The 15,395-nt window shown below is 63.6% G+C and carries 7 protein-coding genes; 6 read left to right on the top strand and 1 reads right to left on the bottom strand.

All coding sequences use genetic code 11. The features are described 5' to 3' along the window. Position 1 precedes the first annotated feature (1 nt). The 6 genes from HUX88_RS22285 to HUX88_RS22260 all read left to right on the top strand — a co-directional run bounded on the left by HUX88_RS22285 (position 2) and on the right by HUX88_RS22260 (position 14,097). Positions 2 to 1,144 (top strand): sugar ABC transporter permease, encoded by a 1,143-nt coding sequence (locus HUX88_RS22285; protein ID WP_176363162.1) that lies wholly within the window; start codon positions 2 to 4, stop codon positions 1,142 to 1,144. A gap of 325 nt (positions 1,145 to 1,469) precedes the next feature. Next, positions 1,470 to 4,424, top strand: coding sequence for a TonB-dependent receptor (locus HUX88_RS22280; RefSeq protein WP_176363161.1), 2,955 nt, complete (start codon positions 1,470 to 1,472; stop codon positions 4,422 to 4,424). 21 nt (positions 4,425 to 4,445) lie between these two features. Beyond that, a complete protein-coding gene (locus HUX88_RS22275; RefSeq protein WP_176363160.1) occupies positions 4,446 to 6,092 on the top strand; it encodes a DUF5597 domain-containing protein in 1,647 nt (548 codons plus the stop codon). 16 nt (positions 6,093 to 6,108) lie between these two features. Next, entirely contained in the window at positions 6,109 to 8,985 is a 2,877-nt protein-coding gene (locus HUX88_RS22270) for a TIM-barrel domain-containing protein (RefSeq protein ID WP_176363159.1), read from the top strand. Position 8,986: 1 nt separating this feature from the next. Beyond that, positions 8,987 to 11,329 (top strand): glycoside hydrolase N-terminal domain-containing protein, encoded by a 2,343-nt coding sequence (locus HUX88_RS22265; protein WP_229219470.1) that lies wholly within the window; start codon positions 8,987 to 8,989, stop codon positions 11,327 to 11,329. Next, positions 11,329 to 14,097 carry a glycoside hydrolase family 2 TIM barrel-domain containing protein gene (locus tag HUX88_RS22260; RefSeq protein ID WP_176363158.1) on the top strand — a complete coding sequence of 923 codons (2,769 nt, stop codon included), beginning with the start codon at positions 11,329 to 11,331 and terminating at the stop codon, positions 14,095 to 14,097. The genes HUX88_RS22265 and HUX88_RS22260 overlap by 1 nt, the downstream gene beginning before the upstream one ends. Here HUX88_RS22260 and HUX88_RS22255 read toward each other — a convergent pair. Continuing rightward, positions 14,094 to 15,320, bottom strand: coding sequence for an NADH:flavin oxidoreductase/NADH oxidase family protein (locus HUX88_RS22255; RefSeq protein WP_217916402.1), 1,227 nt, complete (start codon positions 15,318 to 15,320; stop codon positions 14,094 to 14,096). The two genes, HUX88_RS22260 and HUX88_RS22255, sit on opposite strands and share 4 nt — an antisense overlap. Between the last annotated feature and the right edge of the window lie 75 nt (positions 15,321 to 15,395).

Genomic DNA, 15,395 nt, shown 5'->3' with positions numbered 1-15,395 from the left:
TATGCAAACCACCAAACTCAAACAGCTCTTCACCCAATACAAAATCCTCGCGCTGCTGATCGCCATCGCCATCATCTGGAGCTTCTTCAGCTGGAAGACGGAGGGCGGCTTCATCTCGGCGCGCAACCTGTCCAACCTGATGCGGCAGATGTCGGTGACCGGCGTGGTGGCCTGCGGCATGGCCTTCGTCATCATCTCCGGCGAGATCGACCTCTCGGTCGGCTCGCTGCTTGGCCTGCTGGGCGGGGTGGCTGCGGTGCTCGACGTGAACCGCCACATGCCGCTGCCCGTGACGGTGGCGGCGGTGCTGGCCTGCGGCCTGGCGCTTGGCCTGGTCAACGGCTACCTGACGGCCTACAAGGGCATACCGTCCTTCATCGTGGGCCTGGGCGGCATGCTGGCGTATCGCGGCATTGTGCTGGGCGTGACGGACGGCGTGACGGTGGCTCCGGTGTCGGAGGCGATGGTGCAGGTGGGGCAGGGCTATCTGTCGCCGGAGCTGGGCGTCACGCTGGGCGTGGCGCTGTTCGCGCTGGCCGCCGTGCTGACCTGGCGCCAGCGCCTGAACCTGGGCCGCCACGGCTTGCCGGTGCCGCCGGTGTGGCGCGACGGCGTGCGCCTGGCCGCCATCGGCGCGGTGCTATTCGCTTTCGTGCGGACCCTGAACAGCTACGAGGGCATACCGCTGCCGGTGCTGCTGTTGCTGGTGCTCCTGGGCGCCTTCAGCTACGTCGCCACGCAGACCGTGTTCGGCCGCCGCATCTACGCGGTGGGCAGCAATATGGAGGCGACCCGCCTGTCCGGCGTGAACGTGCAGGCGGTGAAGCTGTGGATCTTCGGGATCATGGGCCTGATGTGCGCCCTGGCGGGCCTGGTCAACACAGCGCGGCTGGCTGCGGGGTCGCCGTCGGCCGGCACCTCTGGCGAGCTGGATGCCATCGCGGCCTGCTTCATCGGCGGCACGTCGATGCGCGGCGGGTCCGGCACGGTCTACGGCGCCTTGATCGGCGCGCTGGTGATGGCCAGCCTGGATAACGGCATGTCCATGCTGGACGTGGACACCTACTGGCAGATGATCGTCAAGGGCTGCATCCTGACGCTGGCCGTGTGGGTCGACGTGGCGACGCGCTCCAGCCGCCGCTGATGTCGTTTTTTGTGCACGGTCCGCCGCGCCGGCCCGTGCGCTTGCTCATTATCATTCCACGCCTTGGTGAATTTCGCAATTGCGGCTCGCTGTCGTAACTTGCAAAATGGTTTCATAAGTCGTATGACCTGGCACCCCGCCAGCAAGTCAGCACGATAAAAAAACCAAGAGCGAGACACTATCAATGAATCTCAAAATTCCGCGCTGCCCAGCGCCTGCGGGCCCGTTCGCCTGACGATTTCCCAAACCAACACTACAACACTAAAACACAAATAGTAAATGGCCAAAGAGCCGTGAATTATTCGCACAACCCTGGAGAGTGTAAATGAAACAGTTCAAAAAAACGGCGATCGCGCTGGGCCTGGCCCAGATGGCGTCCATGGCGATGGCGCAGACAGCTCCCGCCACCGATACCGGCGCGACCGTGATCGTGACCGGCCAGCGCGCAGCGCTGCAGTCGGCGCAGAAGATTAAACAGAATGCCGATGAAATCGTCGATTCCATCGTCGCCGACGATATCGGCAAGCTGCCGGACCGCTCGGTGACGGAGGTATTGCAGCGCATCGTGGGCGTGACCATCGACCGCACCATGGCCAAGGGCGACCCGGAGCACTTCTCGGTCGAAGGCTCGGGCGTGTCGATCCGCGGCTTGAGCTATGTGCGCTCCGAGCTCAATGGCCGCGATTCGTTCTCCGCCAACGGCGGCCGTTCGCTGAACTTCGAAGACGTGCCGCCAGAGCTGATGGCCGGCGTCGACATCTACAAGAACCCGTCGGCCGAGCAGGTCGAAGGCGCCATCGGCGGCCTGGTGAACCTGCGCACCGCGATGCCGTTCGATTACAAGGGCTTCAAGGCCGCCGTCTCGGCCGACCGCACCTGGTCGGAACTGAAGAAGGGCAAGACCTCGCCATCGTATTCGGGCCTGGTGTCCAACCGCTGGAAAACCCCTGTCGGCGAAGTCGGCGCCTTGCTGGACCTGGCGTACTCGGAAAGCGCAACCCGCACCGACGCCTTCCAGGTCGAGCCTTACTATCCGATGAAAGACGCCAACGGCAATCCGGTCTTCGCACCGAAGGGCGCACAATGGCGCACGCTGCAATTCGACCGCAAGCGCGAAGGCGCATACGGCGCGCTGCAATGGAAGAAGGACGACTGGTCCAGCTCCCTGACCATGTTCAAATCGAAGTATGAGATGAAGTGGGACGAGCAGGCGATCTTCGCGCAATCGAGCCCGTACAACATCCGCCTGTCCCCGGATTCGACCTTCAACTCGCGCGGCGCGCTGCTGACCGGCACACTGACCGATTCCTCCGGCGCCGGCATCAACTTCGGCGACGACACGCGCGCCGCCAACCGCAAGTCCGACACCACCGACCTGTCGTGGAACCTGCGCTGGCGTCACGACAGCTGGACCGTCACCACCGATCTGCAGCACATCAAGGCCAAGACCAACAGCTTCGATTCGACCGTGGCGACCGGCGTCCAGATGCCGAAGGAGCAGGTTGACCTGACCGGCAGCGTACCGAAGCTGATCTTCAGCGACGCGGACCGCGCCTACCTGGCGAATCCGAACAACTACTACTGGGCGTTCACGATGGAACACCTGGACCGCGCCAAGGCCGATGAAACCGCGTGGAAGACGGACGTCAAGTACGACTTCGATCATCCGGTGCTGCGCGACGTGCGCTTCGGCGTGCGCCTGACGGACCGCTCGGCGACGACGACGAAATCCAACCCGGACTACAATTGGGCCGCCATCACCCAGCCATGGCAGGGCGAGATTTCGCACCTGGCCTACCTGGGCGATCCTCGCTTCGCCGGCAATACCAACCTGCATAGCTTCAATAACTTCTTCAACGGCGGCGTGTCCGTGCCGTCGGTGGTGTTCCCGAACGCCTCGCTGGCGCAGGGCTACCCAGATTCCTACGCCCAGCTGCACACCTATCACGACATCCTGTGCGCGGAAAAAGGCAATACCTGCTCGCCATGGACGCCGGCCAGTTTCGGCACCAATCCTATCGGCACCAACGACCAGACGGAAAAGACCAAGGCGCTGTACGGCCAGTTGCGCTTCGGCTGGGATAACCTGAAATATCCGGTGGACGGCAACGTCGGCCTGCGTTATGTGCAGACCGATTCGACCGCGCACGGCTACACGGTGTTCAGTTCGACCGCGCCGACCGGCGCTACGCAGGGCGTGCCGGTTCCGATCATCGCGCCGTTCGCCAAGGCGCAGGACTTCGACAACAGCTACCACAACTTCCTGCCTAGCCTGAACCTGCGCCTGAAGGCCTCGGACACGCTGCAGTTCCGCTTTGCCGCCGCCGCTGCGTTGTCGCGTCCTGATTTCGACAAGCTGCAGGCTTATACCACGCTGACGCAGACCGCCGATTCGACGACCACGAACGGCGTCACCACCATCAACACCTTGACCCAGGCCGGTACCGGATCGGGCAATCCCAACCTGCGTCCGACCACCTCCAAGCAGCTCGACCTGACGATGGAATGGTACTTCGCGCCTACCGGCTCGTTCACTGCGGCGGTGTTCAACAAGCAGCTGAAAGACATCGTCGTCAACCAAGTGTACAACTATCAGTTGACCGACGTGAACGGCAAGCCGCAGAACTTCAACGTGACCGGCCCGATCAACGGCGCCAAGGGCCACGCGCGCGGTATAGAGCTGGCCTTCCAGCAGTACTTCGACAAGCTGCCTGGCGTATGGTCGGGGTTCGGCATGCAAGCCAACTTCACCTTCGTCGACAGCAAGCGCGAACTGTATAACCCTGTGTTCTCGAAATACTGCACCGGCGGCGACAACGCCGGCAACGTCAACCTGAACCTGAACGGCTGCGACACCAACGGCACCACCTTCGGCAATCTGCCGCTGGAGAACCTGTCACGCCAGTCGTACAATCTGGCGCTGCTGTATGACAAAGGCCCAGTGTCGGGACGCCTGGCCTACAATTGGCGCTCCAAGTCGCTGCAGGGCGTGAACGTCAACGGCACCAAGGGCGGCGACGCCACGGACAGCAATCCGGCCAGCCCGGGCTTCGGCCAGACCAATGTGGCATGGGCGCTGCCTACCTGGGCGGATTCGTACGGCCAGCTGGATGCGTCGGTGTTCTATAAATTCAGCGACAAGGTGCAACTCGGCCTGGAAGCGCAGAATCTGACCGATTCGACCTTCAAGCAGCTGATGCAGCAAAATATCGGGATGATGGGGCGCGCATGGTTCAAGACCGGCCGCCGCGTGGTCGCGAAACTGAGCTACGACTTCTAACCTACGAAAGGCTTTAACCAGATGAAGCATACCGCCCGCCAGTTTGTCTCCGTTTTGACTTTCGCGGCCCTGGCCGCAACTGGCGCGGCGGCTGCCGATCTGCCGCAGCTTGTGAAGAAGGACGGCCGCCACGCCCTGATGGTCGATGGCGCGCCGTTTGTGATGTTCGGCGCACAGGTACACAACTCCAGCAATTATCCGCTGGCGCTGAGCAAAGTATGGCCGGCCATCAAAGACATGAACGCCAACACCGTCGAGATTCCCGTGGCCTGGGAACAGATCGAGCCGGTCGAAGGCAAATTCGATTTCAGTTACGTCGACACCTTGCTGGCGCAGGCGCGCGAGCACAAGGTGCGCCTGGTGCTGCTGTGGTTCGGCACCTGGAAGAACACCGGCCCGCAGTACACGCCGGAGTGGGTTAAGTTTAACAACAAGCGCTTCCCGCGCATGGTCGACAAGGACGGTAAGACCATCTACTGCCTGTCGCCGAACAGCGAGGAAACGATGAAGGCCGACAGGAAGGCGTTTGTCGCGCTGATGGAACATATCAAGAAAGCCGATTCGGCGCAGCGCACCGTCATCATGATGCAGGTCGAGAACGAGGTCGGCACCTACGGCTTTGTGCGCGACTTCGCGCCGAAGGCGCAGGCGGCGTTTGAGCAGAACGTGCCGCAGGTCGTGCTGGATCATAAAAAATCTCCGGTGGCGCTGGCGGCCAGCGGCACCTGGAAGCAGGTCTACGGCGATTACGCCGACGAGTACTTCCACGCTTATTCCATCGCCAGCTACATCGAGGAAATCGCCAAGGCGGGCCGCGCGGTCTACAACCTGCCGATGTACGTCAACAACGCGCTGCGCGATCCGCTGGAGTCGCCGGTGATGCCGTGGAAGGGCAACTTCTCGAGCGGCGGGCCGACCTTCGACGTGATCGATATCTACAAGGCCGCCGCGCCGCATATCGACCTGGCCGCGCCGGATGTCTACGCTCCGGAGTCGGACAAATTCCACGCCACGCTGGACCGCTTCCAACGGCCGGACAACGCGCTGATGGTGCCGGAGATGAGCAACGCCTCGCAGTATGTGCGCTATGCCTACCTGGTACTGGGCCGCGGCTCGCTGGCGTTCTCGCCGTTCGGCATCGACTACGCGGACTACAGCAACTTCCCGCTCGGTTCCAAGGCGACCGACAAGACCATGGTGGCGCCGTTCGGAAAAATCTACGCCGCCTTCCGGCCGATGGAGCGCCAGTGGGCCAAGTGGGCGTTCGAGGGCCGAACCTACGGCGTGGCCGAGGGCGACGACCGCAAGCCGCAGACCATCGCGATGAAGAACTGGAAGGCCACCGTCAGCTTCCGCATGTGGCAGTTCGGCGATGCCGACTGGCTGGCCAAGATCAAGGACCTGCCGGCGGACACCGAGCAGCCCAACGGCGGCGTATCGATCGCGCAGATCGGCGACAACGAATTCATCGTGGTGGGCCAGCACGCGCGCGTGAGCTTCGACAGCGCGGATGGCAAGCCGTCCATGCTGGCGCGCGTGGAAGAGGGACATTTCGACCCTTCCGGCAAATGGATCATGGAGCGCAACTGGAACGGCGACCAGACAGATTACGGCTTGAACCTGACCGGCAATCCGGTGGTCCTCAAGGTCAAGCTGGGTACCTATTAAAAAATACGGAGATTAGATGCGATTCAAATCGATAGTGCCCGCGGCGTCGTGCCTGGCGGTGATGGTGTCGGGCCACGCGTTGGCCGGCACGTTTGAGAAGACCGCCACCGGCGTCGTGGTCAAGCCTGATACCGGTGCGGCGAAAGAGGTGCGCCTCGAGGTCATGGCCGACAATATCATCCACGTGGTGAAGCTCGACCAATCGGGCAAGGATCTCACGCCTTCGCTGATGACGGTGGCCGCTCCTGTTAGCGGTATCTTCAGCGTCGCGGCATCGGGCAAGGACAAGGTCACGCTGAAGGCGAAGAAGATCTCGGTGGCGGTATCGCTGGCGACGGGGCAGGTCCAGTTCTTCAACGCGGCCGGCAAGGCGTTCCTGAGCCAGGCCTCGGAGAGCATGGCGCCGGTCGATATCGGCGGCAAGCCGTTCATGGCGGTCAAGGAAGGCTTCAACCACGGCACCAGGGACGCCTACTACGGCCTGGGCCAGCACCAGAACGCGCAGATGAACCTCAACGGCGAAGACGTGCTGCTCATGCAGCACAATATGGCGATCGCCGTGCCGTTCGTGGTCTCGGACAAGAACTACGGCGTTTTGTGGGATAACAATTCGATCTCGCGCTTCGGCGACGCCAAGCCGTATGGCCCGATGGTGCGCGACCTGAAGGTGGTCGACGACGAAGGCAAGGCAGGCGGCCTGACGGCGCGCTACTACATCGGCGGCAAGCTGGCGTTGACCCGCCACGAGAAGGACATCGCCTATCAGTACCTGAAGGACGTGGCCGAGAACTGGCCGAAGGAACTGGGCGACATCAAAACGCTGAAGGACGTCAAGGTGGTCTGGGATGCGACGCTGAGCTCCGACAAGCCGGGCGTGCACAAGATGCAGCTGTATTCGTCGGACTACGCGACGCTGTCGGTGGACGGCAAGCAGGTGATGGACGTGTGGCGCCAGGGCTGGAATCCCTGGTATCACAACTTCGAGGTGAAGTTCGAGGCCGGCAAGCCGGTCAAGCTGCACCTGGAGTGGAAGCCATCCGGCGGCATGGTCGCGATCACGCACAACGATCCGCTGCCCGAACCGGAACGCCACTCGCTGACCTTCTCGTCGGAAGTCGCACAGAGCATCAACTACTACGTCGTCAGCGGCGACAGCATGGACAAGGTCATCGCCGGCTATCGCCACCTGACCGGCCAGGCGCCGATGATGCCGAAGTGGGCCTACGGCTTCTGGCAATCGCGCCAGCGCTACGAGACGCAGGAGCAGCTGCTTGGCGTGTTGCGCGAATACCGCAAGCAGGGCTGGCCGGTGGATAACATGGTGCAGGACTGGTTCTACTGGCCGCAGGACCAATGGGGCTCGCACGATTTCGACAAGGCGCGCTTCCCCGATCCGAAAGGGATGCTGGACGAGGCCCACAAGGCGCATGCGCGCGTGATGATTTCGATCTGGGGCAAGTTCTATTCGAACACCGACAACTACAAGGAGCTGGCGGCCAAGGGCCATATGTGGACCAAGAACGTTGAAGACGGCGCGCTTGACTGGGTGGGCCCAGGCTACAAGAACAGCCACTACGACCCGTACACCAAGGAAGCGCGCGACATCTACTATCGCCAGATGAAGCCGAAGCTGATCGACCTGGGCTTCGACGCCTGGTGGATGGATAACACCGAGGCGGACGTGCTGTCCAATTCCCGGCCGGAGGACTTCAAGAAGCTGATCGGGCCAACCGTGTATGGTTTGGGCGAGATCACCTTCAATCCGTATAGCCTGGCGCATACCGAGGGCTTCTACCAGGGCCTGAAGCGCGACCAGCCGGACAAGCGCCAGTTCATCCTGTCGCGTTCCGGCTTCGCAGGCATCCAGCGCAATGCCACCGCCGTGTGGAGCGGCGATACGGCCAGCCGCTGGAACAACCTGTACGACCAGATATCGGCCGGCGTGAGCATTTCGATGTCGGGCATCCCGAACTGGACGCACGATATCGGCGGCTATGCGCAGGAAGAGCGTTACCAGGTCGGCGAAGTCGGTTCGGCGCAGGAAAACCGTGCCACCGGCGCGGCCAAGGGCAACCCGGAGGACATGAAGGAATGGCGCGAGCTCAATCTGCGCTGGTTCCAGTTCGGCGCGTTCTCGCCGCTGTTCCGTTCCCACGGCGAGGTGGTCAAGCGCGAGATCCACGAGATCGCACCGGAAGGCTCGCCGATGCGCGACTCGATGGTCTGGTACGACAAGCTGCGTTATCGCATGATGCCTTACATTTACTCGGCCGCCGCCGATATCCATTACGAGTCCGGCTCGATCATGCGCGGGCTGGTGATGGATTTCCCGAACGACCAGGCGGTCAAGGATATCAAGGACCAGTACCTGTTCGGCCACAACCTGATGGTGGCGCCGGTGTATGTGTACGGTGCGCGCGAGCGCAGCGTCTACATGCCCAAGGGCGCGAGCTGGTACGACTTCTACACCGGCGAAGTGCACAAGGGTGGCGGCACGGCGACGATCAAGGCGCCTGAGACACGCATGCCATTGCTGGTGAAGGCCGGCTCGATCCTGCCGATGGGGCCTGTGACGCAGTATGTGGATGAGAAACCGGATGCGCCGATCACCCTCAACATCTACACCGGTGCCGACGGCAAGTTCAGTCTCTATGAGGATGATGGCGTGAGCAATGCCTACCTGCGCGGAGAGTTCAGCCGCATCCCGTTGAGCTACAACGACAAGACCGGCGTTGTGACCATCGGCGAGCGCGTGGGGCAATACAAGGGCATGGTGGCCAAGCGCCAGTTCAAGCTGCGCTTCATCAAGGCAGGCGTATCGAGTTCGGATGATTTTGATGCGGCCGACAAGGTGGTCGCATACGAAGGCAAGTCGATCACGGTCAGGAAATAAGATGTTTCGACACGCGATGGTGGCGGCCTTGCTCGCCGCGCAGCTGTGCCACGCAGCGGAGGTCCGCGACCTCGCGCTGCGCTACGACCGGCCAGCGCCGGATACGGCGCAAGGCTGGGAGCAGGAGGCGCTGCCGATCGGGAATGGTCGCATCGGCGCGATGATCTTCGGTCAGCTGGCGCGGGAACGCATCCAGTTCAACGACATCACGCTGTGGACCGGCGACGACAAGGTGATGGGTTCCTACCAGCCGTTCGGCGACGTCTACATCAACCTGCCGGGGCACGAGCAGGCCACCACGGCCTATGCGCGCCAGCTGGATATCGGCCAGAGCCTGCACAGCGTCAGCTACACGCACGGCGGCGCCAAGTTCAAGCGCGAAGCCTTCGCCAGTTTCCCGTCGCAGGTGATCGCGATGCGCCTGAGCGCCGACAAGCGCGGGCAGTACACCGGTTCGATAGAACTGACCGACATGCACGACGCGCAGATCAACGTCGTGGGCAACCGGATTGTCGCCACGGGTTCGCTACGCGGCAAGGGCGACGTCTCCAGCAATGCCATGGACTACGCCAGCGAGCTGCAGGTGATGAACGAGGGCGGGGCGATCGCTGTCGATGGCAACCGGATCACGTTTGCAGGCTGCGACGCGGTGACCTTGATACTGGGCGCCGGCACCAGCTACGTCCTTGACCCGGCCAGGAAGTTCCAGGGCGAGCATCCGCTGCCGCGCGTGACGGCGCAGGTGAGTGCGGCCGCGCGTCCATGGGCGGCGCTGCTGGCCGAGCACCAGAAGGATTTCGATGCGCAGTTCAAGCGCATGAGCGTGGACTTCGGCGCCGCCGCGCCGGCACGCCGCGCGCTGCCGACCGACCAGCGCATCGCCACCTACACGGCGGAGGGCAACGATCCCGGACTTGAGGCGCAGTTCTTCCAGTTCGGCCGCTATCTGCTGATCTCCAGTTCGCGCGATTCGCTGCCGGCCAATCTTCAGGGCCTGTGGAACAACAGCCTCACGCCGCCGTGGAAGTCGGACTATCACACCAACATCAACATCCAGATGAACTACTGGCCGGCGGAACCGGCCAACCTGTCGAAGAACGCGTTGCCGTTCTTCGCGCTGGTGCAGGGCGTGGCGCCCGTGTATCGGCAGCTGGTCGCCGATACGGCGGCGCAGGCGCTTGCGCATCCCGAAGCTGTGCAGATGGCGAAGCCTGACCTGAGCGGCAATGCCGTCCAGCGTGAAGAGACCTTCATCGGTAATGCCGGCAAGCCGGTGCGCGGCTGGACCGTGCGTACCGAGTCGAATCCGTTCGGCGCGATGGGTTATGTGTGGAACAAGACCGGCAACGCCTGGTATGCTCAGCACTTCTGGGAGCACTACGCCTACACGCAGGACAAGACTTTCCTGCGCAACGTCGCCTATCCGATGATGAAGGAGGCGGTGCACTTCTGGCAGGACTACCTGAAGCAGCTGCCGGACGGGCGGCTGGTCGCGCCGTTGGGCTGGTCGCCGGAGCATGGGCCGATCGAGGATGGCGTCACCTACGACCAGGAGATCATCTGGGACCTGTTCAACAACACCGTGGAAGCTGCGGACGTGTTGGGCGACGACCAGGCCTTCCGCGCGCAGGTCGCCGCCATGCGCGACAAGCTGGCCGCGCCACGCGTGGGCAGCTGGGGCCAGCTGCTGGAGTGGATGGAGGAAAAAAAAGATCCGGTGCTCGATACGCCGGGCGATACGCATCGCCACGTGTCGCATCTGTTCGGGCTTTATCCCGGGCGCCAGATCTCGCCGACGCAAACGCCGGAGCTGGCGGCTGCGGCGCGCAAATCGCTGGAAGGACGCGGCGATGCCGGCACCGGCTGGTCGATGGCTTGGAAGACGGCTTACTGGACGCGCTTGCTGGATGGCGACCATGCCTACAAGATGCTGCGCGGGCAGTTGGCCAAGCCGGGCGCGCGTGCTGCGCAGCAGAGCGGCAAGGGCAGCGAGGGTAACAACGCCGGCGGCACTTATCCGAACATGCTGGACGCGCATCCGCCATTCCAGATCGACGGCAATTTCGGCGCGGTGGCGGCGATCTGCGAGATGCTGGTACAGTCGCAGACCGGCGAAATCCATCTGCTGCCGGCGCTGCCGTCGGCGTGGCCGGCCGGCTCGGTCAAGGGCCTGCGCGCGCGCGGCGGCTACGAGGTGGATGTGGCATGGGCGGGCGGCAAGCTGACTTCCGCCACGATACGCCGCACGGCGGGCTCCGGCGCCGGCAAGGTGCGTTACGGCGGCAAAGTCATTCCGCTAAACCTGAAGGCCGGCGAAAGCAAGCGCCTGGGCGCGCAGCTGTGATGCGCGGCCTGTTGTGCTGCCTGCTGCTGGCGCTGAGCAGGCTGTGCATGGCGGATGCCACGCAGGTCCGGTACCTGAGTGGCACGGACAAGGACCATCGCGTCGACTGGGAATTCATGGTCAACGGCGGGCGCAATAGCGGGACGTGGAAGACCATTCCCGTACCGTCGAATTGGGAGATGGAGGGCTTCGGCACTTACCGCTATTTCAGCGACTCGCAGAACGACCCGGCGCCGGACAAGACCGGCATCTACCGCCACACCTTCAAGGTGCCGGCCGATTGGCGGGGCAAGCGGATCGACATCGTCTTCGGCGGCGCCATGATGGATACGCTGGTGAAGATCAACGGCCAGCCGGCGGGGCCGGTGCACCAGGGCGGATTTTATGAGTTCCGCTACGATGTGTCGGCGCTGCTGAAGCTTGGCGCGGACAACCAGCTGGAGGTGACGGTCGACCGCTACTCCGCCGATGCATCGGTCAACCGCGCCGAGCGCGCCGGGGACTACTGGCTGTTCAGCGGCATCTACCGGCCGGTGTGGCTGGAGGCCAAGCCACAGCACAACATCGAGCGCGTAAGCCTGGACGCGAAACACAACGGCGACTTCGACGCGGATGTATTCATCGATGGCAGCCAGGTCGGCAAGGTGGTCGCTCGCGTGTTCACGCTGGACGGAAAGCCGCTGGGCGCGGACATGGGCGCCGCCGTGGCGGACGGCAAGGCGCATGTGCGCGGGCATCTCGACGGAATAGCTCCGTGGTCGGCCGAATCGCCGCAGCGGTACCGGGTGCGCTTCCAGCTGCTCGACGGCGGCCGCGTGGTCCACGAAACCAGCAAGGTGATTGGTTTTCGTACGGTCGAACTGCGCAAGCGCGATGGCCTGTACGTCAACGGCGTGAAGGTGCGCCTCAAGGGGGCGAACCGCCATTCGATCTGGCCGACTTCCGGCCGGACCACCAGCAAGGAACTCAGCTACCTCGATGCGAAGCTGATGAAGGACATGAACATGAACGCGGTGCGGATGTCGCACTATCCGCCGGACGCGCACTTCCTCGACGTGGCGGACGAACTTGGCCTGTATGTGATCGATGAGCTGACCGGTTGGCAGAAGGCTTACGACACCGGCGTCGCCACGCCGCTGGTGAAGGAGCTGGTGCAGCGGGACCAGCATCATCCGTCGATCATCCTCTGGGCGAATGGGAACGAGGGCGGCTTCAATCTTGAGCTGGACCGGCTGTATCCGATGTGGGATGCGCAGCGGCGGCCCGTGATCCATCCATGGGCGAACTTCGGCGGCATCGACACCGCGCACTATCCCACCTACGATTGCTGCGCGACGTCGCTGTTCCATGGCCGTGATGTGTTCATGCCGACCGAGTTCCTGCATGGCCTGTACGACGGCGGCGCCGGCGCGGGCCTGGACGACTGGTGGAGGGCGATGCTGGCCAATCCACTCAGTGCTGGCGGATTTATCTGGTCCTTCGTGGACGAGGGCATCGTTCGCGACGACAAGGGCGGCATGGTCGATGTCGCCGGCAACCAGGCGCCGGACGGCATCCTCGGGCCGTACCGGGAAAAGGAAGGCAGCTTCTTTGCGATCAAGAAGATATGGTCGCCGGTCTACCTGCCGTTGGGCGAATTGTCCTCGCTGGCGCCGACGTTCGACGGCAGTATCTTGCTGGAGAACCGCTACGACTTCAGCAACCTGAATCGGCTCAAGCTAAGCTGGAAGCTGGTGAAGTTCGGCGCGGGCGTTGGCCACACGGTTGTCGCACAAGGCAGCGCCAAGGCGCCGGATGTCGCGGCCGGCATGCGCGGCGTCACCCGCATCGCCTTGCCGCAGGACTGGGCGCAGCAGGATGCGCTATACCTCACGGCGACGGACGCCGACGGCCGCGAAATCTATACGTGGTCGTGGATGATCTCCGGCGCGGAAAAGGTCGCGTTGCGCATGCAGCCGGAACGCCCAGCGGCCGGCGCGGCCAGGCTGACGGAGAGCGCGGGCAGCTTCCTGCTGCAGGCAGGGACCGTGAGCGCCGCCATCGACAAGGCGACCGGCTATCTGCGTGAACTGAAGAAGGGCGATGTCGTGGCGCCGCTGTCGAACGGGCCACGGCTGGTGGCCGGCAGCGCCACGTTGAAATCGATACGGGCGGCGGTCGAAGGTGGCGACGTGGTGGTGAGGGCTGAATATGCCGGTAATCTGCACAGGATAAACTGGCGCTTGAACGCGGCGGGCACGCTGAGCGTCAACTACGCGTACTCGGTCGAAGCCGGCAAGCAGGTCGATGCGCTGGGAGTCAGTTTCGACTATCCCGAACAGCAGGTGCGTTCCGTGCGCTGGCTGGGAAGGGGGCCTTACCGCGTATGGAAGAACCGCCGGCAGGGCGTGGAGTTCGATGTGTGGGACAAGGCGTATAACGATACCGTCTCCGGCTTGTCGTGGAACTACCCGGAGTTCAAGGGCTTCCACGACCAGGTCTACTGGGCGCGGCTGGCGACGGCCAATCTGCCGCTCACCTTCATCAACCACGCCGACGACATCGCGCTGCGCCTGTTCACGCCGCGCGAGGCGAGCGGCGAAGGCTCCGAGCCGAAGGCCACGCATGTGGACTTCCCGCCGGGCGATATCTCGTTCCTGAACGCGATACTGCCCATCGGGACCAAGTTCCATGCGCCGGATGAAATGGGGCCATCAGGCCGCCGCGCCCACACGCCCAACCTTGGCATCTGGCTGGAGAACACCATCGATATCGTGGTGGGCGATTAGCCGGCGGCGGCCAGCCAGGCCCGATAGCGCCTGGTCAGCAGCGCCAGGCGGAATTGGCCGATCAGCATCGTCATCAGCGGAGAGTAACGGCGCGCCTGCGTGGCGCCGTTCCCCAATGCGCGCAACCTGCGCTTGACCAGCGCCATCATGGCGACCGACACCATCGTCTTATCCTTCCACTTCACAGGCGGCGGCAGCGCGGCCGGATCGCGGCCTGCGCGCCATTGCAGCGGCAGGTCCGGCACTTCGGCCAGCGCCGTGGCGATGCCCGCCACGGCGACGCCGCTGGCCAATACCTGTTCGGCCACGGCCTTGCGGGCGATGCCGCCGGTGGTCATCACCGGCATGCGCGCCACGGCGGCAAGCTCCTTGGCGAATTCCAGGAAGTAGGCTTCGCGCGCCAGTGTGCGGCCGTCGACGGTGCGGCCCTGCATGGCGGGGCTTTCGTAGCTGCCGCCGGACAGTTCGATCAGGTCCACCGGCAGTTCGTTCAGCAGCAGCACGACCTGCTTCGCGTCGTCCTCGGAGAAGCCGCCGCGCTGGAAGTCGGCGGAATTCAGTTTGACGGACACGCAGAAGCCGGGCGAGACGCGTGCCCGCACGGCGCGCACCACCTCCAGCAGCAGGCGCGCCCGATTGGCCAGGTCGCCACCCCAGTTGTCGCGGCGGCGGTTGGTCAGCGGCGACAGGAACTGCGAGATCAGGTAGCCGTGGGCGGCGTGGATTTGCACGCCGTCGAAGCCCGCCTGTTCGGCGGCATGGGCGGTGGTTGCGAAGCGCGATATGACTTCTTCGATCTGCGCGGTGCTCATCTCGACCGGTTGCGCGAACAGTTTGCTGTGCTTGCCCATGTCCAGCGCCACCGCCGACGGCGCCCAGGCGTTGCCGCCCATGTTGGCCATCACTTGGCGGCCGGGGTGGTTAATCTGCATCCACACCTGCGCGCCTTGCTGGCGCGACGCCTGCGCCCAGCGCTGGAAAGGCTCCAGCGGCGTGCCTGCTTCCAGTGCCACTGTTCCCGGTCCCGTCATCGCGCGGCGGTCGACCATCACGTTGCCGGTGATGATCAGGCCCACGCCGCCCTCGGCCCAGCTTTGGTATAAACGGTTTAGCGCCGGGCCGGGAAGCTGGCCGGCATCCGCCATGTTTTCTTCCATCGCGGCCTTGGCCAAGCGGTTGGGGAGGGTGCTGCCGTTCGGTAGTGCCAGTGCGGTGAACATCATGTCGGGTCCGGGCGTTGTAAGGGATATGATGTATGTTAAGGTTGAAGTTCACTTCAAGGTCAAGCGAAATATGAA

Source organism: Duganella sp. BJB1802, assembly GCF_013369445.1.
GTDB classification, from domain to species: Bacteria; Pseudomonadota; Gammaproteobacteria; order Burkholderiales; family Burkholderiaceae_D; genus Rugamonas; species Rugamonas vulcania_A.
Note: the sequence above shows the minus strand (reverse complement) of the source record. Positions and strands in the feature narration are given on the sequence as shown.

Coding starts and splice junctions, on each gene's coding strand:
- HUX88_RS22285 (WP_176363162.1), top strand. CDS start 2: ATGCAAACCACCAAACTCAAACAGCTCTTCACCCAATACAAAATCCTC.
- HUX88_RS22280 (WP_176363161.1), top strand. CDS start 1,470: ATGAAACAGTTCAAAAAAACGGCGATCGCGCTGGGCCTGGCCCAGATG.
- HUX88_RS22275 (WP_176363160.1), top strand. CDS start 4,446: ATGAAGCATACCGCCCGCCAGTTTGTCTCCGTTTTGACTTTCGCGGCC.
- HUX88_RS22270 (WP_176363159.1), top strand. CDS start 6,109: ATGCGATTCAAATCGATAGTGCCCGCGGCGTCGTGCCTGGCGGTGATG.
- HUX88_RS22265 (WP_229219470.1), top strand. CDS start 8,987: ATGTTTCGACACGCGATGGTGGCGGCCTTGCTCGCCGCGCAGCTGTGC.
- HUX88_RS22260 (WP_176363158.1), top strand. CDS start 11,329: ATGCGCGGCCTGTTGTGCTGCCTGCTGCTGGCGCTGAGCAGGCTGTGC.
- HUX88_RS22255 (WP_217916402.1), bottom strand. CDS start 15,320: ATGATGTTCACCGCACTGGCACTACCGAACGGCAGCACCCTCCCCAAC.